Consider the following 22,132-nt stretch of genomic DNA (forward strand, 5'->3'; position numbering starts at 1 on the left):
GCGTGAGGGGTGGTCGCTCTATGCGACCATGTCCATCTTCGACCGCTTCCGGCGACGACGAGCGGCCTCCGAGGCCTTCTTCCGTCGCTTCACGGACGGCTTCATGTAGTGCCGACGGCGCTTCAGCTCGCGGAGGATCCCCTCGGCGGCCATCTTCCTCTTGAGATGTTTGATGGCGCGCTCGATACCCTTGTCGCCCACGGCGACCTCGAGCGGTTTGCACTGAATGGCGTCTGTCGGCATGTCTCGAAGCGTCCTCTGCTGGGAAAAAACTGGCCCACTCGGCGGGCGAAATGCAAGCCGGCGGGGGCCGGCAGCGCGGGGCGCGCACTATGGCAGAGGCCTTCTAGCCTCGCAAGACCTCCCGGTAGTCGCGCAGCACGACGTCACAGCGCGCCGTCCGGGCTGTTTCGCTTGTTCCGAAAGGCCCGCCTGACCCGTCTTGCTCTTCAGGTTTCGCCGGAATCCGCAATTTGCCCCGGATTTCTCTGGCTGTCCGTCGGTAATTATTGGGACTTGCACCTGAGAAACTTTCTAAGTACACATCTGGCTGTGGCCACCTCGCGGACAGGTGCTGCAAAGGGGGCCGCGTCCCGCGATGTCCGGGTGCGCGCGGTCGGCTTCGAGCGCAGCGTGGTCGAGGAGGACACCCGGATCGCCTCCATGCTGGCGTGCGTGCGAGCGTCGGGGCTCAAGCTGACGCCGCAGCGCCTGGCGATCGTGCGCGAGCTCGCGGCGGATCCGACACATCCGACGGCGCAGGAGCTGTTCGAGCGGCTCCGGCCGGCGCTGCCGACCATGAGCTTCGCCACCGTCTACAACACGCTCGACGCGCTGGCGTCCGCGGGGCTGTGCGCCGCGCTGTCGCTGTCGCCGGGCGCATCGCGCTTCGACCCGAACATGGCGGCGCATCATCACGCGGTCTGCGATCGCTGCGGGCTCGTCCGCGATGTGCCGTGCGAGCCGCCCGATCCATCCGCCGAGCGCTTGGACGAGATCGCCCCCGCGCCTCTCACTGCCGCGCCCGGCTTCGAGGTCCGTGCCGTCGAGCGGATCTACCGCGGGCTCTGCGCTGCCTGCGCGAAGGGCACCCGGGGTGGCGAAGGCGCGCGGGGCAAGGCGCAAGACGCCCGGCGCAGCGCGGCGAACAGTCGACTCCGCCCTGCAGGGGCTCGAGGCGCGCGGCGCCCTGGACGTGTCTAGCGGATCCACCGCGCCGCCGAGCCGACCCGCGCGGGCACCAGGGACTCATCACCCCAGCCGTTCAACCGAAGGAAGGAGAGCGAACCCATGACAACCAAGCAGCTTACGGGCACGAAGACGCACCAGAACCTGAAGGACGCGTTCGCCGGGGAGTCGCAGGCCAACCGCCGCTACCTGTACTTCGCAAAGGTCGCCGACGTCGAAGGTCGCCCCGATGTCGCCGGTCTCTTCAAGGACACGGCGGACGGCGAGACCGGCCACGCGCACGGCCACCTCGATTACCTCAAGCAGGCGGGCGACCCGGCGACCGGCTTGCCGATCGGCAGCACGGAGAAGAACCTGAAGGCCGCCGTCGCCGGCGAGACCCACGAGTACGAGACGATGTACCCGGGCTTCGCGAAGGAGGCCCGCGACGAGGGCTTCGAGGACATCGCGGAGTGGTTCGAGACGCTCGCGAAGGCCGAGAAGTCTCACGCCGGGCGCTTCACGAAGGCGCTGCAGTCGCTCGACTTCTGAGATCGGCCGACGCGAGAGCGCGAGCGCTCCGGGCGCGCCGGACCGACGGCGACTCGACCCGGGGCGCGCGCGCCATCGCGGCCCCGACGACCGTCCGGCGCCGGACCGCGCGGCGAGCCGTCCCTTCGCGCCGTACCCCACGTTGACGATGTTGAGAGGAGCCGACCAGTGAGCGTCATCCGGCGTGCACCAGACCGTCCACCGGCGACATCGCCGAACGACGAGCGATATCTCGAGCCCCGCGATCTCGAGGCCGAGCTGCGGCGGACGTTCCAGATCTGTCACGAGTGCCGCATGTGCGTCGGGTACTGCGGCTCGTTCCCCGAGCTCTTCGCGCGCGTCGACAGGGACATCGAGGCCGGCGTCGCCGAAGGCGCCGAGGCCCTCACCTACGATGACTTCAAGGCCGTCGGCGACGAGTGCTGGCAATGCAAGCTCTGCTACATCAAGTGCCCGTACACGGCCGACGAGCACGCGTACGAGCTCCTGGATTTCCCGCGCGTGCTCGCGCGAGAGCGCGCGGTGCGCGCCCAGCGGGAGGGCATCCCGCTGGTGGACAGGATCCTCGGCGAGCCGCAGCTGATCGGCGAGCTGGGCTCCGGCGCCGTCGCGCCGCTCGCCAACCTCGTGCAGGCGAGCCGCCTGCTGCGCAAGGTGCAGGAGAAGGTGACCGGGATCTCGTCGGAGTTCCCGCTCCCGGAGATGGCGCGCAGGCCGTTCTCGTCCTGGTTCGCGGAGCACGGCGCCGCGGCCGGCGCCGGCAAGCAAGGCGACGTGGTGCTCTTCGCGACTTGCTACGGCGAGTACAACACGCCCGCGGTCCCCGAGGCCGCGGTTCGCGTCCTCGAGCACAACGGCTACGCGGTGCACGTCCCGGGCTGCTCCTCGGCGGCAGATCTGCGAGACACCCCGGGGGGAGCGCTGACGTGCTGCGGGATGCCGAACCTCGACGGCGGCGATCTCGCGGCCTTCACCGCGAAGGTGAAGCACAACGTCGCGCTCCTGCTCCCGCACGTGCGCCGGGGGAGGAAGATCGTCGTGATCGGCCCGACGTGCGGCTACACGATGAAGAAGGAGTGGCCGGAGTACCTGCAGGCGGCAGAGGCGCGCGAGGTCGCGGCCGCGACGGTCGACATGATGGAGTTCCTCGTCCAGCTCGGCCGCGAGAAGAAGCTCAACCGCGAGTTCAAGAAGGGGCTCGGCACGATCGCGTACCACGCCGCGTGCCACCTGCGCGCGCAGAAGATCGGCTTCCCGGGCGCCAGGGTGCTCGGCGTCGTCCCCGACACGGACGTGCGCGTCATCGAGCAGTGCTCGGCGGTCGACGGCACGTGGGGGATGAAGGCGGCCCACTACGAGACCGGGCGCAAGTACGCGTCGAAGCTCGTTCGCGGCGTCGCCGGCGCGGACGTCATCGTCAGCGACTGCACGCTCGCCGGTCTCAGGATGGTCAAGGAGAACGGCGCGAAGGTGCTGCACCCGGTCGAGGCGCTCGCCCACGCGTACGGGCTCGGCCCGACGCCGTGAGTCTCGGTCCGATGTCGTCAAGGAGAGGAGCGTCATGCGTCCCATCGATCGCAACGAGGTGCTCGGGATCGGCGAATACGAGGCGATCCGCGAGCGATTCCGCGGCCGCATCATCGAGGAGAAGCGGCCCCGCCGCGTGCGGATCGGAGACCACCTGACCGCGGTGTTCGAGAACCGCGACTCGGTGCTCTTCCAGATCCAGGAGATGCTCCGCACCGAGCGCATCACGAGCGAGAGCGGCATCCTCCACGAGATCGAGACGTACAACGATCTCATCCCGGGCGCGGGGCAGCTCAGCCTGACGCTCTTCGTCGAGATCCCCGATCGAGCGCTGCGCGACCGGATGCTCATCGATCTGGTGGGCCTCGAGGACACCGTGTCGATCGAGGTCGACGGCGTCGCCGCGCGGGCGCTCGGCAAGCGCGAAGGATCGATGGAAGACCGCACGACGGCCGTGCATTACCTCAAGGCGGATCTCCCGGCCGAGGCGCAGGCGGCGATCAAGGCGAGGAAGGCGACGGTATCGCTCATCGTCGGGCACCCGCGCTACGCGGTGAGGGCGCCGCTCGGGAGAGCGACCCTGGAGAAGCTCGCCGAGGACCTGTCCTAGCCGCGATGGTCTCCCTCGATCGCCCGATCAAGTTCGAAGACGTCGACGCCGCGAACATCGTCTTCTTCGCGCGGTTCCTCAGCTACGCGCACGAGGCGATGGAGCGGTTCTTCGCGCCGCTCGACGGAGGTTACGCCGGGCTCATCCTCGAGCGGCGGATCGGGCTGCCGGCGGTGCGGGTCGAGGCCGACTACGCGGCGCCGGTGCGTTACGGCCAGGCGCTCCGGATCGAGACGTCGGTCGCCCGTATCGGCCGACGGAGCGCCACGCTCCGGTACCGCATGCACCGCGCGCACGACGGCGTGCTGTCGGCGGAGCTGCGGCACACGGTGGTGACCACCGACCTCGTGCATCTGGTGTCGGTCCCGATGCCGGAGGACGTCCGGGCCCTGCTCAGCGCTCACCTCGATCTCGATCACGCGCCCTCCAGCGCCGGTCAACGGGCGTGAGCGCTCGGCCGGCGCGCCCGCGGGCGCGGGCACACGCGAGGACCGAACCCGAGGCGAAGGCGCGATCGCTGCTGAAGCGGCGCGTCGAGCTGACGCTCCTCCGCGACAGGGCGCACTACGACACGCTCGTGATGGGCGCCGTGGCGAACGCGCGCGTCTCCGTGTGGATCGCGACGGCGAACGTGAAGGAGCTGCGCGTGGAGGCGCCCATCGGATCGAGGGCGCGGGCGCGCGGCCGGTACATGTCGTTCCTCGACCTGCTCGACGCGCTCGCCGCCCGGGGGGTCGAGCTGCGCCTGCTGCACGCCGGCGTCCCGTCGCGCGCCTTCCGCGCCGAGCTCCGCCGGCGGCCCCGGCCGCCGATCGAGATGCGGCGCTGCCCGCGGGTCCACCTGAAGATGATCGCCGTCGACGGCGCGCTCCTCTACCTCGGCTCCGCGAACCTCACCGGCGCCGGCCTCGGGGCGAAGGGCGAGGGGCGGCGGAACTTCGAGGCGGGCGTGCTCACCGACGACGACCTCCTGCTCGACGAGATGCAGGCGACGTTCGAGGCGATCTGGACCGGCGCCGAGTGCAAGGGCTGCAGGCTCCGGCCGCTCTGCCCGGGGCCGCTCGACCAGCTCGACAAAATCCCGTTGCGCTGACGGTCCCGATGGCCGATGAGCAGCGCATGAGCACCGCGGGACCGGACCCCTCCGACCTCGATCGAATCGCCAACGCCGCGCTCGCGCGCGTGGACAGCGGGATGCTGCTCGGGCTCGGCACCGGGCGGGCGTCCGAGGCCTTCATCCGCCGCCTCGGGGAGCGCGTCCGCCGAGGGCTCCAGATCAAGGGCGTCGCCACGTCGGAGCGCTCGGAGGCGCTTTGCCGCCGCGAGAACATCCCGATGGTGTCGCTCGAGGAGGTCGAGCGCCTCGACGTCGCCGTCGACGGCGCGGACGAGGTGGCGCCCGACCTTGGCCTCATCAAGGGCCTCGGCGGCGCGCTCCTCCGCGAGCGCGTGGTCGCCTACGAGGCCGCGCAGTTCATCATCCTCGTCACCCCCGAGAAGCTCGTCGAGAAGCTCGGCTCGCGCGTGCCCATCCCCGTCGAGGTGGTGCCCTTCGCGAGCACGACGGCCGCGCGGCACCTGATCGCGCTCGGAGGCAAGCCGGCGATCCGCAAGAACGCGGACGGGTATCCCTTCCAGACCGACAACCACAACTGGATCCTCGACACCGCGTTCGGCCCGATGGACGCGCCCGCAGCGGTCGACGCGCGCATCCGCAGCATCCCGGGCGTCGTCGACACGGGGCTGTTCCTCGACATGGCGACCCTCGTGCTGGTGGCGGACCCGGGCTCCGTCCGCGAGCTGACGCGGCAGCGCTAGCTCCGCGTGTGACGAATCCCGTCAGGGATCGCTGACACGCGGAGCCAGGGAGCACGGCCTTCGGGCGGGCGGCGCCTGCGCGGCGCGCGCCCGCCCATGGCGGGACCTCTGACAGGCGGAGCTAGCGCGCGTGGCGATCGAGCCTGCGGGCCAGGTCGTCCAGCGCGAGGTTGCCCGGAGCCCCGAGCGACACGCGCGCGCGGAGGCTCGCCGCGGCGTCGCCGGCCGGCAGCGCCGCGATCTCGGCCGCGACCTTGCGGTAAGCCTCGCGGAAGGGGACGCCCTCCACGGCGAGCTCGACGGCGCGATCCGTGGCGAAGCACTCCGGCGTGATCGCGCGGGCCATGCGCTCCCGGTCGAACGCGAGCCCCTCGACGAGCCGCGGCAAGAGGCGCGACGTCGCGAGCGCCTCGTCGAGCCCGCGCATCGTGGGGCCCTTCGTGAGCTGGAGATCGCGGTGGTAGCCCGACGGGAGCGCGACGATGGACTGCACCTCGGCGAGCGCGCCCTGGACGACGGAGCACGCCGCGCGCATGAGCTCGACGACGTCGGGGTTGCGCTTCTGGGGCATGATCGACGAGCCGGTCGTGAACGCCTCCGGGAGGCGGATGAACGCGAGCTCGCTCATCGCGAACAGGCTGAGATCCCACGCGAGCCGGCGGCTCACGGCCATCACCTGCCACGCGGCGGCGAGGATCTGCGCCTCGATGATGCCGCGCGACGTCTGGGACGCGAGCGGGTTCAGCGCCACGCCGGCGAACCCGAGCTCGCGCGCGACGCCGACGCGATCGAGCGGGAGGTTCACGCCGAAGCCCGCGGCGCCCCCGAGCGGGCAGCGATCGACGAGCGCCCGCGTCGCGCGCACCACGTCGATCGCGTCGGTGAGCCCCTCGACGAACGAGGCGGCCCAGTAGCCGACGGACGACGGCACCGCCCGCTGCAGGTGCGTGTAGCCCGGCATCGGCGTCTCCGCCTCGCGCCTGGCGAGATCGAGCAGCGCGCGGGCGCCGGCCGTCGCGTTCTCGGCGAGCTCGTCCAGCGCGTCGCGCTCGTACAGGCGCGTGGCGACGAGCACCTGATCGTTGCGGCTCCGGCCGGTGTGCACCTTCTTGCCCGCGTCGCCGATGCGGGCGACCAGCGCGGCCTCGATCGCGCTGTGGCCGTCCTCGTCGTCCTCGGTGAGCCGCAGCTCGCCGGCCTCGTTCTGCGCCGAGAGCACCTCGAGCTCGCGGACGAGCGCGTCCCGCTCCGCCTCGCTGAGCACGCCGATCCGCGCGAGCCCGCGGACGTGCGCGATCGTGGCCCGCAGGTCGTACGCGAGCAGGCGCTGATCGAGCTGCCAGTCGTCGCGCGAGGTGTAACGCAGCATCTGGGCGTCGGTCGCGCCCCCTTTGTCCCACAGTCGTACGCTCATTCAGCTCCCCAGGCTCTCGTCCACGAGAGCACGGATCTCGGCAAGCTTCTTGGCCTTGCCCTCGTCCAGCGGTCGCGGCTTCGCCGCGCCGGCCGCGGGCGCGAGCTCTCGCTCGAGCTCGCGCAGCTCGTCGTCCGCCGTCCGCGCCGGCCGGCGCTTGCCGAGGCCGAGCGCGCGGGCCAGCCAGCTCCTCGACTCGCCGATCGCGTAGTCGTCCGCGGCGATCCGGTCGGGCGCGGCGCGCAGCATGCGGACGAGCGCGGCGTTGGAGCTGGCCCAGACGGCGGACTCGTCGAAGTGGGCGCGCGGCGTCACGTCGAGGTGCCGCGCGGCGGTCCGATCGGGCACGTCGTGCAGCCGGCAGTAGACGGCGAGCGCGAGCGCGAGCTCGTCGACCGGCATCTTGGTCGCCGAGTGCACCTGCACGCCGCCGCAGCCCTTCGCGTACAGGTAGGAGCCGTTCGTCGCGAGGACGCCGAAGCCGAGCAGCACGGCGGCGAGATCCACAGCGGGCTCGCGGTCCGACGGCGCGAGCGCGTCGAAGGCGCCGGCCTCGCTCAGGAACATGTACGCCACGGCGCGCACGAACGCCGTCGTGAGCACCGTGGGGTTGCGGAGCTCGCCCGCGGAGAGCGCGACCCGGTACCCGCCGTCGCCGCGCGGGGCGACGCGCTCCAGCTTCGACTCCAGCGCCATCCCGCCGCATGCGCCGCTCGAGCAGTTCACCGTGCTGGCCTGCCCCTCGGGGGTGACCACCGCGAGCTCCACCGGGACATCCTGGAGCCCGGCGTGCTCCTGGACCCGCAGCATCAGGGCGGCCACCGTCTTCGGCGAGCCGTCGAACGGGTCCGGGAAGAACTCGGCCGTCGGCTGCACCAGCCCGCGCACCGGCTCCGCGCCGTGCTGGAGGAGCGTCGCGGTCGTACGAAGGATCCAGCGGATCTGCGGTTCGTCCGGGAGGTCCATACAGCTACTGTATGCCACCGCTGCGCGGCGGTCGCGCGGTAGTTCCCAGGTCGCGGCAGCGGAAGGCGGGCCGGGCGGCAGCGCCTGGCTCGGGGACGCGAATTTTGGCGTTTTTTTGTCCATGCCACTTCCTTTTCGACGGCGGTCGGCGACCGCGTAAAGTTGTGCCCCCATGACGGAAGAGGCGAAGGGCATCTCCGAGAGGAAAGCGGATCACATCGAGCTCTGCGCGACCGGCGATGTCGGGTTCCGCGCCAAGACCACGCTGCTGGAGCAGGTCGAGCTGATCCACGACGCGCTGCCGGAGCTCTCCCTCGACGCGATCGACACCTCGGTGCTGCTGCTCGGGAAGCGGCTCCGCGTCCCGCTCCTGATCGCGGCCATGACCGGCGGGACGGAGCGCGCGCGTGCGATCAACCGGGAGCTCTCGCAGATCGCCGAGGAGCGCGGGTACGGCTTCGGGCTCGGGAGCCAGCGGGCGATGCTGAACGGCGACGCCTCCGCCTCCTACGAGGTCCGCGCGCACGCTCCGACCACCCTCCTCCTCGGGAACATCGGCGCCGTGCAGGCGCGATCGCTGTCGACGGAGGCGGTCGCCGAGCTCGTGGCCCAGGTCGGCGCCGACGCGCTCTGCGTCCACATGAACCCCGCGATGGAGCTGGTCCAGCCGGGCGGCGACCGGGACTTCGCCGGCGCGCTGGATGCGATGGGCCGGCTCGCGAGCGGCCTCAGCGTGCCGGTCGTCGCGAAGGAGACCGGCTGCGGGATCGGCCCCGGGACGGCGTACCGCCTGGTCCGGGCGGGCGTCCGCGACCTGGACGTCTCCGGCGCTGGAGGCACCTCCTGGGTCGCCGTCGAGGCGGCCCGCGCCGCGGGGGCGGCCCGCTCCCTCGGCGAGGCGCTGCGCGAGTGGGGGGTACCCACGGCCGCCTCGGTGCTCATCGCCCGCGCTATCCGTCCTCGCTTCAAGACGATCATCGCGACCGGAGGCATCACGAGCGGCCTCGACGTCGCTCGAGCGCTCGCGCTCGGCGCGCATGCGGCCGGGATCGCGCGTCCGGTCCTCCAGGCGTTCGTCGCGGGGGGACGGGACGCAGCGGTGCGGTACCTCGAGAGCGTCGAGGCCGAGCTCCGGGCGGTCATGCTGCTCGTCGGGGCGCGCGACATCGCGTCACTCCAGAAGGCACCCGTGCTGCTCGGACGGGAGCTGCGCAGGTGGACCCGGTTGCTGAAGCAGATGAAGCAGATGAAGCAGATGGAGAGGGCGTAGTCGTGGCGGTGGCGGTAACGGGGGTAGGGGGGCCGAGACGGCGGGGTCCGGTCCCCAGGGTAGGGCCGGCGGGGCCGAACCGACGTTGTCGGCGGGGACGGCAAGGCGCCCAGCGGTCGCTGTCCTTGGCGGGGGCGCCGGGCACGCCTCCGGCCCGCGCTCGACGCTTCCGTCCGGTCAGCCCCGCATGATACGGTCCGAAGCTCTGGAGAACCCCGGGATAAAATGACGGAGAAAAAAGGGCGTCCGAGCGATCGTCCCCCCGAGGACCTGAAGAAGGAGCGCGATGCCTTCATTCAGCAGTTCTTCCGCAAGGGGGCGCAGCTGACCGAGGAGCTCCTCCGCGAGAACGAGCGCCTTCGTGACAAGATCTCCGAGCTCGAGTCGGAGAACGGCAAGCTCCGCGCGCACCTCGCGAGCGACTCGGCCATCCGCGATCTGCTCCGCAAGATCGAGGAGCTCGAGCAGGAGAAACGCGACCTGGTGACGCAGTCGGTGCGGATGGTGGCGGCCTCGGACCGCTTCAACAGCCGCTACTCGGAGGCGGAGGGAGAGCTGGCGAACCTCGCGAACCTGTACGTCGCGCTGTCGCAGCTGCACGCGGCGCGCAACGTGCGCCATGTCCTCCGCAACCTCAAGGAGCTCCTGGCGCAGTTCCTCGGGGCGGGCGCCTTCTCCGTGTACCTGGCGTCTCCCGATGGTAAAGAGCTCGTCTCGATCGCGAGCGAAGGCGTCGCGGTCGAGGAGATCGCGCGCATGCCGGTGACCGAAGGCATCGTCGGCCAGGCATTCTCGAAGGGGGAAATCTTCTTCGACGAGACCAAGGACGTCTCCAAGGGGAGCATCGAAGATCCCGCTGCAGTGATCCCGCTCGATTTCAACGGGCGCACCGTGGGTGTCATCGCGATCTTCAGCACGCTCCCGCAGAAGACGGAGTTCGTGAACGTGGACACCGAGCTCTTCAAGCTCCTCGGGGCCCAGGCCGCCCCCGCCCTCATCAACGCGCGGCTCTTCACCGACGCCGGCCGGAAGGTGCCTGGCGTCCAGGCATTCCTGGACCTGGAGGACTGATCATGGCCGAGTACTCGTGTCTGATCGTTGAAGACTCGCCCATGATGCGGCAGCTCTTGGTCTTCGCGCTGGCGCGCGTGAAGAACCTCCGCGTCACCGAGGCAGACGATGGCGTCGACGGTCTCCGCAAGCTCGCCTCGACCAAGTACGACGTCATCATCACCGACATCAACATGCCGATCATGGACGGGCTCAAGCTCGTCAAGCGCGTGCGCACGGATCCGGTCCACAAGGACACCCCGATCATCATCATCACCACCGAGGGGTCTCAGGAGGATCGTCAGCGCGCGTTGCAGCTCGGCGCGAACGCGTACATCACGAAGCCGATCCAGGCCCCGCAGGTCATCGCCAAGGTCAAGGAGCTCCTCAAGATCGACTGAGGCGCCGCGCCCGCCAGCGGGCGCGCCCCACCGCCCGCGTTCTGCGGGCGCACGGTTCCATGCGCCGGAAGCTCGGGCGGCGCGGCGCCCTACCGCGGCCGCGGTAGGGCGGGTCGGCGCTGCGATGAACCCGCGCCCCGCTCTACGGCTTCGGGCCGAACTTCAGGAGCACGCGGTTGCGCCCGGTGCGCTTCGCCTCGTAGAGCGCCTCATCGGCCGCCGCGATGAGCTCCATGCCGGTCTGCACCGCGAGCTCGGGGTGCGCCGCGACGCCGACGCTGATCGTCGTCGGCATGCGAACGCCCTCGTGCTCGAAGACCGACCCCTCGATGAGGAGGCGCAGCCGCTCGCCGAGGATGCCCGCGTTCTCGAGCCCCACGCCGCGGCACAGGATGCCGAACTCTTCTCCACCGTAGCGCGCGAACACGTCCTCGGTCCGCACCGTGTGGCTAGCGATCTTGGCGATCCTCGCAAGCACGTAGTCGCCGGCGAGGTGCCCGAAGGTGTCGTTGATCCTCTTGAAATGATCGACGTCGAACATGAGCAGCGACAGGTGCGCGCCGTGCCGCCGCGCATAGGAGACCTCGGTCTCGAGCCGATCCAGGAAGTACTTCTTGTTGAAGGCCTTGGTGAGGGCGTCGCGCAGCGCGGCGTCGTACATCTGCTGCTGAAACGACTCATCCAAATGGTCGTGGTAGGTGAACTTGAGGATGGTCGTCGAGCCCAGGCGGATCTTGTCGCCGTCGTGCAGGGCGACGCGCGTGATGTGCTCGCCGTTCACCATCGTCCCGTTCGAGCTGTTGAGATCCTCGATCAGCACCTGGCTGTCCATCTGGAGGAGGCGCGCGTGGCGCCGCGAGATGCCGTCGTCGTTCAGCCGGATGGTCGCCCCGGATGCCCGGCCGATCACGATCTCGGCGCCCTCGACCCGGTACATCTCGCCGACGTTCGAGCCAGCGAGCACGATGAGGTAGGCGCGGTCCTTCGGCGAGCGCGCCGGGAGCTCCTTGTGGAGTTCCCCAACGTTGGCCACCCGCGTGGCCTCGAAGTCATCGTCGGGGAGGTAGCTGCCCATGCTCCCTGAGGATGATCCTAAATCCTTGAAATAGGTTCAAGCGGGAGGGCATGGCACAGGCGATGTTCCCTGTCGGGTAGGGTGCGTGACGGAGCGTCGCGCGTTTCGCGCGTTTCGCGCGGCTCGAGCGTCTCCCACCCCTTGCGCCCGCTCCCGACGGAGCGCTCCCGCGCACCTGCGCGCTCACGCAGCCCTGCCGAGCGGCACCACGAGCTGCTCGACCCAGAGCTCGCCCGCTCGGAGCTCGACGAACGTCGCGTCGGCGTGCCCCGCGCCATACCCCGAGACGGCGCCGCTCCGCACAAGCTCGCCAAGCTCGCCACGCTCGCCAGGCGCGCGCGCACCGACGCGCACGTGATCGACGGTGCTCCGCACGTCGCCCCGCAGCGAGCACGGCGCTTCGCCCACCGAGCCGACGTTGATGATGCGCACGCCGCCCACCATCCGATCGAACGGGACGTGGGAGCCACCACAGATCACGACATCCGCCGGATCGTCGCCGAGCAGGGAGAGCACCTCCTCATCGGTCATGTCGTGAGAGATCGGCTCGAGCGGATCCGCCGGGGAGCCGTGGACCAGGACGAGCTCGCCGCCGTCCTCGAGCGGCAGGCGGTACGTCGGGGCGAGCCGCGCCAGCCGCGCAAGGATCAGCTCGCCGAGCTCGGTGCGCGTCTGGGACAGGCGATCGAGCCGCGCTCGCTCGTGCTCGCTCCGCGCCCTGACCTTGTCGAGGTCCAGCGTCGCCAGGGCGCGATCCGATACGCCCTGTACGCAAACCGCCTTGGCCTGGGTGAGCCGGCGCCACGTCTCGAGCGGCTTCGGGCCGGGAAAGCAGAGATCTCCGGCGACCAGGAGCTGGGTATACCCTCGGCGCTCGGCCGTGGCCAGGACCGCCGCGAGCGCGTCGGCGTGGCCGTGAATATCCGAGACGCAGAGCAATCGCACCCGGCGAGCATAGGATCTGAGAGCGACGCCGCCAAGGCGCGAGGTGGGGCCAGGTCGCGATAAACCGGCGGTCGGGCCCTGCGGAACCGCCGTTCACGCCCCCACGGTCTTGCTAGCCTCCCGCCATGCAACAGGTCTCGAGGCTCCTGGAGATCGCGAGCGCGATCGATGAGCAACGCGTGAAGGACCGCGCGGAGCGGCTGTCGTCTCGGCTTCGTCCCGGGACGATGGCCTTCGCGATCGCGGCGCTCCTGACGGCCGCCTACCCCGCGATCGGCGCGATCATCGAGGCGAATCCGGACATCGTGGAGCGGCTCGCGGCGGAAGGCCACCAGACGGCGCGCGATCGCGCCACGTACCTGGCGCGGATCCGGAGCCGCGTCGGCGACGTCTCGGACACGGACCGCGTCCGGCGGGAGCTCCGGCGCGTGGCGCGCGAGGAGCGGATCCGCGTCGCGCTGCGCGAGCTGCTCCCGCCGTCGGCGGGCGGCGCGGACATCGACGTCACCGCGCGCGAGCTCACCGCGCTCGCCGAGGCCACGATCGAGGTCGCGCTCGCCGAGGCCGTCTCCGCCGTGACCGCGCGGTTCGGAGAGCCGCGCACCGCGACGGGCGCGCGCTCGAAGTTCGTCGTGCTCGGGATGGGGAAGCTCGGCGGCGACGAGCTCAACGCGGGCTCCGACGTGGATCTGATCTACCTCTACGACACGGACGACGGGCACGTGGGCTTGCCCGGCGATCGCGCCGTCTCGGTCACCCTGCACGACTTCTGGGCCCGCGTCGCGCGCCGCCTCACGTCGACGCTCGAGGAGGTCACGGAGGACGGCTTCGTCTGGCGCGTGGATCTCCGGCTCCGCCCGGAGGGCCGGAGCGGTCCGCTCGTCAACTCCCTGGCCGCGGCCGAGCGCTACTACGAGTCGTTTGGCCGCCTCTGGGAGCGCGCCGCGCTGCTCCGCGCCCGCGAGATCGCCGGCGATCTCGACTTTGGCGCCGAGGCGCTCGGGGTGCTCGGCCCGTTCGTGTGGCGGCGCCAGGTCGATCCGCAGCTCGCCGTCGACATGATCGAGCTCGTCGATCGCGCTCGCGCGGAGCTCCCGCACGACGCGTCGCGCGACCTGAAGCTCGGCCCGGGCGGGATCCGCGAGGCGGAGTTCTTCGTGCAAGCCCTGCAGCTCATCTGGGGCGGGCGCGAGCCCCGCGCGCGCGCGCAGGGCATGCTCGACGGCCTGCGGCGCCTGCGCACCCTGGGGTACGTGACCGACCGGGAGGGGCGGGAGCTCGTGGAGGGCTACCTCGCGCTCCGGCGCGCGGAGCACGCGGTGCAGTCCGCGACCGGCGTGCAGACGCACCTCCTCCCCGACAGCGAGGCGGAGATCGCGCGCCTCGCGCGGGCGCTGCGCTTCGAGGACGCCGCGGCGTTCCTGGCCGACACCGCGCAGCGCCGGGGGCGCATCAAGGCCCGGCTCCTGTCGCTCCTGCCGAAGGGGAGCGCCCGGCCGTCGCGGTGGATCGACGCGATGGCCGCGCTCGACCACGGCGATCGCGACGCGTTCGCCGAGGCGCTGGCGAAGCACGCCGTGCTCGTCCTCGGCGGCGAGCCGGCGGCCGCCGCCGACGGCGCCGCGCCCGAGCTCGCCGCGCCGCCGGAGCCGCACGCCTCGCTGACGGCGCGCTTCCGCGACGTCGCCGACGATCTCTTCGAGCTGTCCCGCCACCCGGACGGCCTGCTCGGGGCGCGCAGCCGCGAGGCGTCCTCGTCCCTCGCGGAGACGCTGCTCGCCGCGGTGGTCGACGCCGCCGATCCGGAGCAGGCCGCGCGCTTCCTCCGGCTGTGCTTCTCCCGCATCAGGCACTCCTCCGTCTACGCGCGCATGCTCGGCGACGAGCCGCGCGCGCTCCGCAGGCTCGTCGAGGCGCTCGGCTCGAGCGCGTTCATCGGCGACGCCATGGTGAGGTACCCCGAGCTCGTCGACGCCGTCCTGTTCGCGCGCGGCGCGCCGAGCGCCGAGCTGATCCGACACACGATCGAGGCCAGCCTCAGCGAGGCGTCGCCGGACGAGGATCCGGAGGAGGCGCTCATCGGGGCGCTCCGGCGCGCCAAGGCGCGCGTCACCATCGAGGTCGGCCTCGCCGACCTGAGCGGCGAGGTCGGTACGCGCGAGGCGACCCTCGCGCTCTCGGATCTGGCCGACGCGTCGCTCGAGGCCGCGACGCGCTTCGCGCTGGGGACACCGCCGGGCGAGCCCGTGCGAGGGCTCGCCGTGATCGCGATGGGCAAGCTCGGCGGCCGCGAGATCGGCTACGGCTCGGATCTGGACGTCTTCTTCCTGTTCGACCCGGCGTGCGCGCCGCCCGGCGAGCAAGGGGCCGCGTCCGACCCCGGCACGTACTACGCGCGGCGCGCGCGGCAGATCATCCGGCTCATCTCCATGTCGCACGCGGCGGGCCCAGGCTATGAGCTCGACACGCGCCTGCGCCCGTCGGGCAGCCAGGGGCTGCTCGTCACGTCCATCGACTCGTTCGCTCGCTACCACGGTATCCGCCGCGCCGACGCGGCCTCCCCGGCGCCCGCGGAGCCGGAGTCGTCGCCCGGCGCGCGGCACATGCGCGCGGCGATCTGGGAGCGGCTCGCGCTCATCCGGGCGCGCGCCTCGGCCGGCGATCCCGAGCTCGGGGCGGAGGCGATCGCCATCGTGCACGAGGCCGCGTACCTCCAGGCGGACGACTTCGATCGGATCGCCGAGGAGATCCACCGGCTCCGGCTGCGCATGGAGAGCGAGCTCTCGCACGAGCGCCGCGGCCGCCGCGACTTCAAGCTCGGGCGGGGCGGCCTCGCGGACATCGAGTTCGCGGTGCAGCTCCTGCAGATCCGGCACGGCGCCGATCCGCGCGTCAGGACCACCGAGACGCTCGCGGCGATCGACGCGCTCGCCGCGGCCGGACACCTCTCGGCCGAGCACGCCGAGACGTTCCGGGACGGCCACGCGTTCCTGCGCAAGCTGGAGCAGCGGATCCGCATCGTGCACGCGGACGCGTCGCAGCTCCTCGAGGAAGACGCGCCCGGGGTCCCGACCCTCGCGCGTCGGACGGGCATCCGGGGCCGCACCGCGGCCGAGGCCGCGCGCGAGCTGCTCGCGCGCTACGGCGCGATCACCGAGCGCGTGCGCCGGGCGTACGAGGCCATCGTCGCGGGCGGCGCGGCGTCTCTCGGTGAGGCGAGCGAGGCGCGAGCGGCGAGCACGGCGAGCGCGGGGGAACCGGCGGAACCTGCGGAACCGGGGGAACCGGCGGAACCGCGCGAAGACGAGCGCTGACGGTTGCCGTTGACCCTAGTCGGACGCGGTGGAATGCCAGGCGTTCCGATGACCACCCAGAGCGAGCAGAGCGCACGCCCGTCCGTCGGGCACCGTCATGTCACCGGGATGACCTCCCTCGATAGCCTCGTCGGCGCGCACCCGGGTACGCTGAGGCAGTTCTACGAGGCAGGGAAGCCGGCGGATCCTGCGGAGCTCGGCGATCTGCCGCGAGGGCGCCTGCTCGCCCTGCAGCCGACGGCCGGGATCCACCTGGCGACGCGCCCGCTGATCACAGCGCTCGCGTCGCGCTGGATGCCCTGGAAAGGGAACGAGTTCGACCATGGCGGCAACTCCGGCACGAACGTGGTCTTCGGGAGCCGGATCTGTCGCTTCAAGGCGCAGCTGATCGCTTCGGAGCTCGACGGCAAGCCGACGCTCGCGCTGACGTATGGCGAGAAGGCGTTCGGCAATCCCTGGCCGGTGAGCGCGGTCAAGGACGAGCTGCGGACCGTGGAGGCCGGGCTCGCGATCGGACCGATGCTGCTGAAGTGGCACGAGCGGTGGCACGCCGTGCTCTGGTTCGGGCTGACCCGCGTCGATCCGCAGTAATCCGCCGGACGGGCCCGAAGCGGGCTCAGGCGAGCCGGAGGCGCGAGCGGCGCTCGTCGCGGGACCTCGCTCGCGGAGCAATTGCACGGGGCGCGCGGTGCGAAAGAACAACGCGCTCGTCACGAATCATCGATCCGTCAATCCTTCTTGTCATTGCGTCACGCACCATGTCGGACGCACGAATATTCACTGTCCAGGCCGTCCGACCGCGCGACACGCATGTCCTTCGCGGACGCGGTAGTCAGAGGTATCAGGGCTCGCCCTAATAACCCATCGCTCCATTCCTGCTCTTTGCTGGACATACTTCCCGATTTCTACAGTCTGGCATACGATAGAGACTGGGCGGCAGCAGAGCACCTTTGCTCGCGTCGCCGGGAGGCTCGAAATGGTGACTTGGTCGGGCAAGGCGGGAGTCTTGATGGCTGCGATCGCTGTAGCACCGGGCGTCATGGCTGGCTGCTCCTGCGGAGATACCGGGGGCACGGCGCCTGTAGCATCCGGCGGCGCGGGGCCTGGCGGTGGGGGTGGAATTGGCGGTGGAATTGGCGGTGGTTTCGGCGGCTTCCCGGCGATCGCCAGCGGGGGCGGCGTCGGAGGCGAAGGCGACTGCGAGGGCCTCGAATGCCAGCAGGTCGAATGCGAGAACGGGGCGAAGACCACGGTGAGCGGCACCGTGTACGACCCCTCGGGCAAACTGCCGCTCTACAACGTGATCGTCTACGTCCCCAATGCGCCGCTTGAACCCATCCCCGACGGCGCGACCTGCGATCAGTGCAGCGCGACGCTCTCCGGCTCACCGCTCGTGACGGCGCTGACCGATACGGAAGGAAAGTTCGTCCTGGAGGACGTGCCGGTCGGCGAGAACATCCCGCTCGTCGTGCAGGTGGGCAAATGGCGCCGCGAGATGACGCTCCCCGTGGTCGACCGATGCAAGGACACCGCGACGGACGCCGGGATCATCCGGTTGCCGCGCAATCAATCGGAGGGGCACATCCCGAAGATCGCCCTCACGACGGGCGGCGCCGATCCGCTCGAGTGCTTGCTGCACAAACTCGGGATTGATGAGAGCGAGTTCACGCCGGAGACCGGGACCGGGCGGATCAACCTGTTCGCCGGCCGCGGAGACGTCGATCACGAGGTGACGACGCGCTATGCGGATCGCCTGAATCAAGGCGCGGAGTTCACGCCGGCCACGAGCCTCTGGGGGACCGTCGACGCCCTGAGCCAGTACGACATGGTGATCCTCGCCTGCGAGGGCGACCCGCACGTGGAAGACAAACCCGGGCCCGCGCGCCAGGCCATGTTCGACTATACCTCGCTCGGCGGGCGCGTGTTCGCGTCCCACTGGCACAACGTCTGGCTGAAGCGGGGGCCGGCGCCGTTCCCGGACACGGCGGTCTGGGACAACGACGTCACGGACCCGGAGAGCCCTCTCACGGCGCTCGTGGACACCACGCTCCCGAAGGGGCAAGCCCTCGCGGAGTGGCTCGTCAATGTCGGCGCGTCGGACGTGCCCGGCGAGATCGTGATCAACGGCGCGCAGCATACGGTGAGCGACGTGACCGAGGACGTCTCGACCCGGTGGATCTATTACAACGAGCCCGAGCCGGCCGGGGTCCAGTACTTCACATTCAACACGCCCGTCGACGCCCCAGAAGATCAGCAGTGCGGGCGTCTCGTGTTCACGGACATCCATGTCTCTGCGGCGGACCTCACGGGCCCGCCCTTCCCGGAGGGGTGCTCCGCGGAGGAGCTGAGCGCGCAGGAGAAGGCGCTGCTCTTCATGCTGTTCGACCTGTCGTCCTGCATCGTGCCCGACGACGAGCCGCCGCCGATCCCCATCCCGCAGTGACCTGCCTCTCCCGCGTCCCTGGCGTCCGCCGCGCCGCCGGCGCCCGTGCGCCGGCCCCGGAGCGCCGCCGGGGCTGAAGGACCCATGTCGGTATTCTCCTGAACTACGTCGTCTCCATCCCGAGCTGCCCCGCAAACGATCCTTGATGATGGGCGGAGAGCGTCCTCTCCGCTCGATCCGGCGAGCGCCGCGCGCCATCGGGGGTCGCCTTCGTTCCTCTCCGGGATATCCTGTTGCTATCCGCCTCGCCTGAGCGCGGGAGACCACGAGCCGCGGAGCATCTGTGCTCCATTGCGCGCGGCGGCGGGACACGCTGCCGCGCTGCGCAGCCATTTCGCCGCGCCGCGCTCCGCGTGCGCCTCGGAGATATCGATTGAGCAGACGGAGGCGTACGAAGACGTACGAAGACGACAATCATGACGATAGCCGAGACAAGAGGCTGTCGCGGTGGGAGGCACCACGCAGATACGGAATGTCATCCATGCATGGTCCGGGGATCCTGCTAGGATGAATCTCGCCCGCAGTGCGGGGTTACATCCGGAGCCTGGTCGCTGGTCTTGGGCTCGGCAGAAGGGACATTCCTACGATGGTCCAGCATCGCCCTAAGCCAGCGGCTGCATATCGGGCCATCGAGCGTTGGCTTCGCGAGGGCGGTCGTGCTCCGCGGTTGCGCGGGGCGTCGCAGGAGACCGGGCGCACGGAGGCGCTTCCGCTGCAGGGCGAGATGGGGGGGATGCGCGGAGTGATGGAGGGCGATGAAGTTCAGGTCTGTCCTGCGCCGCCGCCGTCCTCGCGCCGGTACCTGTTCAGCCGGCGCGGCGACGCGGGCTGCCCGCTCTGCGCGCGGCGCGCGCGGTCGACGATGCCAGGCCTCGGCGGGGCGCCGTATCCCTTCCTGGCCGCCACCTGGGTGGTCCTCATGGTCGGCGAGCCCTTGCCGTCACCGCCCTGATCGCGCCCGGGCGCGGCGTCGTGCGCGTCAGCCGCGCTGCCGCGCCCAGGCGCGTTCGTCGCCGGCGCGGCGGAGCGGGCGCGCGCCAACCCCTCACGCTGGCCGCGAAGGTGGCTGGCGTGCCGCTGCGCCCGGAGGTGGGGGCCTCGCGCGGAGGCCTGACGGCCGAGATCTGCCGGCGCCTCTTGGGATGCTTGGGATGGGATGTGACGGGAAAGGTGCGGTTGGGCGCTCCGCGGCGAGCGGCGCGCCCGACGCTGCAGCTCAGCTGGCCGCCGACCGCTTGCCGGCGGTCGCGCGCTTCTGCCCCGCCCTCTGCGCGCCCGACTGCGCCGCCTTCGTTCGCCGCGCGGCTCCGCGCCCGACGCGGGCGCTGGCCGACGGCTTCCTCATCGCTGCTGCGCGCTGCGGCGCCGCGCGCTTCGCGCCCGCCGCGCGCGTCGTCTTGCGCCCGCCAGCCGGCGTCGTGCCCGCCGCGCGCGTCGTCTTGCGCCCGCCGGCCGGCGTCGCGCCCGCCGCGCTCCGGCCGCGCCCCGCCGCGCTACCGGTGGCGGTCCGCTTCCTCGTCGTGGCCGCCCTCTTGGCCGCGCCGCTCTGCTGCCGGCTCGTCTGTCCGGCGGTCGCCTTCCTCGGCGCGCTGCTGGTCTTCTTCTTCTCCGCCGCCGCGGTGCTCCGCGCCGTGCCCGGCCGCGCCGCGGCGCTCGCTCCTGCCTTGCTCGCTCCCTTCTTCGCCCGGGTCACCCGCCGGGTCGACACAGCGGTCATCCGTGCGCCGGCAGCAGACTTCGTCCGCCTGCGCGGAGCCTTCCGACCCGCCTCGCCCTGGGATATCGCGGGCGCAGCTTGCTCGCGCTCGCCGCTCTGGACCCGCTTCCTCTGCTTGGACGTATCCTTCGATGTCTCGCCTCTCGGCATTGAGCCCTCCCCCCGAGCTCTCTCGACATGAGCTCGCTCGTGGACTCATGGTGCCACAGCCTTCCCTCTTTCCCGGTCGGAAAGTCGGCGGGAAGCACCGGAATCGAAATCAGGATCCGCTGTAGCCAACCCCGGCGGAAGCGCCTATTGCGCGTCAGGCGCTCGGCAAATCCGCGCCCGAGACCCGCGCGGTGGAGCCGCGGGCGCGGCGAGCCCCACGCCCGCGCGAGACCCGCTCCCCTCGCGCGCCATCGCGCCCCGCGCCGCGCGTCAGAAGCAGGTGCCGCCGCCGCAGCTCCTGCCCACGCAGCGCAGCAGCTGCAACGTCTCCGGACTGTGGATGCACTGGAACCCGCAGACGGCGGGGCCGCTCCCCTCGTCGAGGCAGCCGAAGAAGCACGCGACGTCGTCCGCACAGGTGGGGCTGAGCAGGCACTGGCTCAGCTGCGCGCAGCAGCGCTCGGCCACGCATCCTCCGCAGCCCGTCCCGTCCGACGGGCAAGCGGGGCCGCCGCAGAGGCCGTCCTGGCAGCTGCCGTTGCAGCACTCGCCGGAGTCCGCGCACGGCTGGCCGTCGCGCGCGCACGGGGGCCGGCAGACGCCGTCCTCGCACGCGCCGCTGCAGCACGCCTCGCCGGACGCGCAGCGGCTGCCGTCTGCGGCGCACTCGACGCAGACCAGCCCGCAGAGCCTGGGGACCTCGCCGACGCAGATCTCGTCCCAGCTGGTGGTGCAGCAGAACGGGTCGAACCGGCAGAGCTCGGCCGCGCACCCGCCGCAGTCCGCGGCGAGCGGCGCGCCGATCTCGCACGGCGCGTGCGAGCACGCCGCGCCCCCGCACACGCCCTGCGCGCAGACGCCGGAGCAGCACGCATCGGCCGAGCCGCACGCGACCCCGTCCGAGCTGCACCCGCCGCAGATGCCCGCGTTGCAGCGCCCGGTGCAGCAGTCCGCGCTCTGGCCGCACACGGAGCCGTCGGGCGCGCACGCCTCGGCGCAGGCGCCCGCGACGCAGGCGCCGCTGCAGCACGCGTCGCCCGCGCTGCAGCGCGCGCCGTTCGGGATGCACGGCGCGCGGCATGCGCCCTCCACGCAGCTCAGCGAGCAGCACTGTCCCGCGGACCCGCACGCGCTCCCGTCCCGGAAGCAGCCCCGCCCGCAGGCTCCGCCCATGCAGACCCCGGCGCAGCACGCCGCCGCGCTCTGGCACGGCGCCCCGTCGGCCGAGCAGCCCTGCCCGCAGAGCCCGCCGGCGCACAGGCCGGCGCAGCAGTCGCCCGGGGCGGCGCACGGCGCGCCGTCCCGCGCGCAGCTGTCGCCGCCGCAGATCCCCTGCGCGCACGCGGCGCTGCAACAGTCCGCCGCGCCCTGGCAGGGGAGCCCGTCCTCCCGGCACACCGGCGGGTCCGGGGGCGGCGCGTCGGGGGCGCCCCCTGCGCCCGCGAGATCGGGCAGCCCGACGAGCTGCTCTCGGGAGCCGCACCCGAGGGCCAGCGCCGCGAGGACCACGAGCACGAGGAACACGAGGAGGCAGCGCGCTCGGAAAAGCACAGCCCGGAGGCTAACACGGGGGCAGTTCACGACGGGCGGGCGTGGCGGTGGGGCAACGGCGGGGACGTGGGGAAGTGGAGATGGAGATGTCGAACGGAAGCGGGGAGGCGGCGCCGCCGGGGCGGGAGACCTCGGCGGCCCGCCGAACGTGCGGACCCGAGG

General features: G+C 71.6%; 21 protein-coding genes. 13 read left to right on the forward strand and 8 right to left on the reverse strand.

The genetic code is table 11. The features are described from left to right. Positions 1-18 precede the first annotated feature (18 nt). Positions 19-243: a 30S ribosomal protein S21 gene (gene rpsU / locus WME97_RS09320; RefSeq protein WP_012234386.1), complete on the reverse strand. Its 225-nt coding sequence runs from the start codon at positions 241-243 to the stop codon at positions 19-21. 171 nt (positions 244-414) lie between these two features. Here rpsU and WME97_RS09325 point away from each other — a divergent pair, with 171 nt between their 5' ends. The 7 genes from WME97_RS09325 to rpiA all read left to right on the forward strand — a co-directional run bounded on the left by WME97_RS09325 (position 415) and on the right by rpiA (position 5,674). Continuing rightward, a complete protein-coding gene (locus tag WME97_RS09325) occupies positions 415-1,203 on the forward strand; it encodes a Fur family transcriptional regulator (RefSeq protein ID WP_437551269.1) in 789 nt (262 codons plus the stop codon). Between the two features lie 87 nt (positions 1,204-1,290). Continuing rightward, positions 1,291-1,719 (forward strand): rubrerythrin family protein, encoded by a 429-nt coding sequence (locus WME97_RS09330; protein ID WP_012234388.1) that lies wholly within the window; start codon positions 1,291-1,293, stop codon positions 1,717-1,719. 168 nt (positions 1,720-1,887) lie between these two features. Further along, positions 1,888-3,246, forward strand: coding sequence for a heterodisulfide reductase-related iron-sulfur binding cluster (locus tag WME97_RS09335; RefSeq protein ID WP_437551271.1), 1,359 nt, complete (start codon positions 1,888-1,890; stop codon positions 3,244-3,246). 34 nt (positions 3,247-3,280) lie between these two features. After that, on the forward strand, positions 3,281-3,856 hold the full coding sequence (locus tag WME97_RS09340; protein WP_437551273.1) for a DUF3501 family protein: 576 nt from the start codon (positions 3,281-3,283) through the stop codon (positions 3,854-3,856). Between the two features lie 5 nt (positions 3,857-3,861). Further along, complete coding sequence (locus WME97_RS09345) at positions 3,862-4,305, forward strand: acyl-CoA thioesterase (RefSeq protein ID WP_437551275.1); 444 nt, start codon at positions 3,862-3,864, stop codon at positions 4,303-4,305. Then, entirely contained in the window at positions 4,302-4,949 is a 648-nt protein-coding gene (locus WME97_RS09350; RefSeq protein WP_437551277.1) for a phospholipase D family protein, read from the forward strand. Before WME97_RS09345 ends, WME97_RS09350 begins: the two co-directional genes overlap by 4 nt. A gap of 26 nt (positions 4,950-4,975) precedes the next feature. Next, positions 4,976-5,674, forward strand: coding sequence for a ribose-5-phosphate isomerase RpiA (rpiA, locus tag WME97_RS09355; protein WP_437551279.1), 699 nt, complete (start codon positions 4,976-4,978; stop codon positions 5,672-5,674). Between the two features lie 121 nt (positions 5,675-5,795). Here the strand turns inward: rpiA and argH are convergent, their stop codons facing one another. Next, positions 5,796-7,088: an argininosuccinate lyase gene (argH, locus tag WME97_RS09360; RefSeq protein WP_437551281.1), complete on the reverse strand. Its 1,293-nt coding sequence runs from the start codon at positions 7,086-7,088 to the stop codon at positions 5,796-5,798. Further along, positions 7,089-8,054: a hypothetical protein gene (locus WME97_RS09365; RefSeq protein WP_437551282.1), complete on the reverse strand. Its 966-nt coding sequence runs from the start codon at positions 8,052-8,054 to the stop codon at positions 7,089-7,091. Positions 8,055-8,226: 172 nt separating this feature from the next. On the opposite strand from WME97_RS09365, the gene fni reads away from it, so the two are divergent. From fni to WME97_RS09380, 3 genes are all read left to right on the forward strand, one after another. Continuing rightward, complete coding sequence (gene fni / locus WME97_RS09370; protein ID WP_437551283.1) at positions 8,227-9,324, forward strand: type 2 isopentenyl-diphosphate Delta-isomerase; 1,098 nt, start codon at positions 8,227-8,229, stop codon at positions 9,322-9,324. A 225-nt stretch (positions 9,325-9,549) separates the two neighbouring features. Then, positions 9,550-10,395 carry a GAF domain-containing protein gene (locus tag WME97_RS09375; protein WP_437551285.1) on the forward strand — a complete coding sequence of 282 codons (846 nt, stop codon included), beginning with the start codon at positions 9,550-9,552 and terminating at the stop codon, positions 10,393-10,395. Between the two features lie 2 nt (positions 10,396-10,397). Next, positions 10,398-10,775 carry a response regulator gene (locus tag WME97_RS09380; RefSeq protein WP_012234398.1) on the forward strand — a complete coding sequence of 126 codons (378 nt, stop codon included), beginning with the start codon at positions 10,398-10,400 and terminating at the stop codon, positions 10,773-10,775. Between the two features lie 142 nt (positions 10,776-10,917). On the opposite strand, the gene WME97_RS09385 is transcribed toward WME97_RS09380, so the two are convergent. Together WME97_RS09385 and WME97_RS09390 are read right to left on the reverse strand one after the other, a co-directional pair. Continuing rightward, a complete protein-coding gene (locus WME97_RS09385) occupies positions 10,918-11,850 on the reverse strand; it encodes a diguanylate cyclase (RefSeq protein WP_437551287.1) in 933 nt (310 codons plus the stop codon). Positions 11,851-12,033: 183 nt separating this feature from the next. After that, positions 12,034-12,795 carry a metallophosphoesterase family protein gene (locus WME97_RS09390; protein WP_437551289.1) on the reverse strand — a complete coding sequence of 254 codons (762 nt, stop codon included), beginning with the start codon at positions 12,793-12,795 and terminating at the stop codon, positions 12,034-12,036. A gap of 125 nt (positions 12,796-12,920) precedes the next feature. Between WME97_RS09390 and glnE the strand changes: the two genes are divergently transcribed. The 3 genes from glnE to WME97_RS09405 all read left to right on the forward strand — a co-directional run bounded on the left by glnE (position 12,921) and on the right by WME97_RS09405 (position 18,552). Continuing rightward, complete coding sequence (gene glnE, locus WME97_RS09395) at positions 12,921-16,109, forward strand: bifunctional [glutamate--ammonia ligase]-adenylyl-L-tyrosine phosphorylase/[glutamate--ammonia-ligase] adenylyltransferase (protein ID WP_437551291.1); 3,189 nt, start codon at positions 12,921-12,923, stop codon at positions 16,107-16,109. 48 nt (positions 16,110-16,157) lie between these two features. After that, positions 16,158-16,700, forward strand: a complete 543-nt coding sequence (locus WME97_RS09400) for a hypothetical protein (protein ID WP_437551292.1) — start codon at positions 16,158-16,160, stop codon at positions 16,698-16,700. A gap of 448 nt (positions 16,701-17,148) precedes the next feature. After that, positions 17,149-18,552: a carboxypeptidase-like regulatory domain-containing protein gene (locus WME97_RS09405; protein WP_437551294.1), complete on the forward strand. Its 1,404-nt coding sequence runs from the start codon at positions 17,149-17,151 to the stop codon at positions 18,550-18,552. A 762-nt stretch (positions 18,553-19,314) separates the two neighbouring features. Here WME97_RS09405 and WME97_RS09410 read toward each other — a convergent pair. From WME97_RS09410 to WME97_RS09420, 3 genes are all read right to left on the reverse strand, one after another. Then, positions 19,315-19,473 carry a hypothetical protein gene (locus tag WME97_RS09410; protein ID WP_437551296.1) on the reverse strand — a complete coding sequence of 53 codons (159 nt, stop codon included), beginning with the start codon at positions 19,471-19,473 and terminating at the stop codon, positions 19,315-19,317. 295 nt (positions 19,474-19,768) lie between these two features. Beyond that, a complete protein-coding gene (locus tag WME97_RS09415; RefSeq protein ID WP_437551298.1) occupies positions 19,769-20,269 on the reverse strand; it encodes a hypothetical protein in 501 nt (166 codons plus the stop codon). 420 nt (positions 20,270-20,689) lie between these two features. Continuing rightward, positions 20,690-21,970 (reverse strand): hypothetical protein, encoded by a 1,281-nt coding sequence (locus tag WME97_RS09420; RefSeq protein WP_437551300.1) that lies wholly within the window; start codon positions 21,968-21,970, stop codon positions 20,690-20,692. Between the last annotated feature and the right edge of the window lie 162 nt (positions 21,971-22,132).

This window comes from Sorangium sp. So ce367, assembly GCF_051520455.1.
Classification (GTDB): domain Bacteria; phylum Myxococcota_A; class Polyangia; order Polyangiales; family Polyangiaceae; genus Sorangium; species Sorangium cellulosum_B.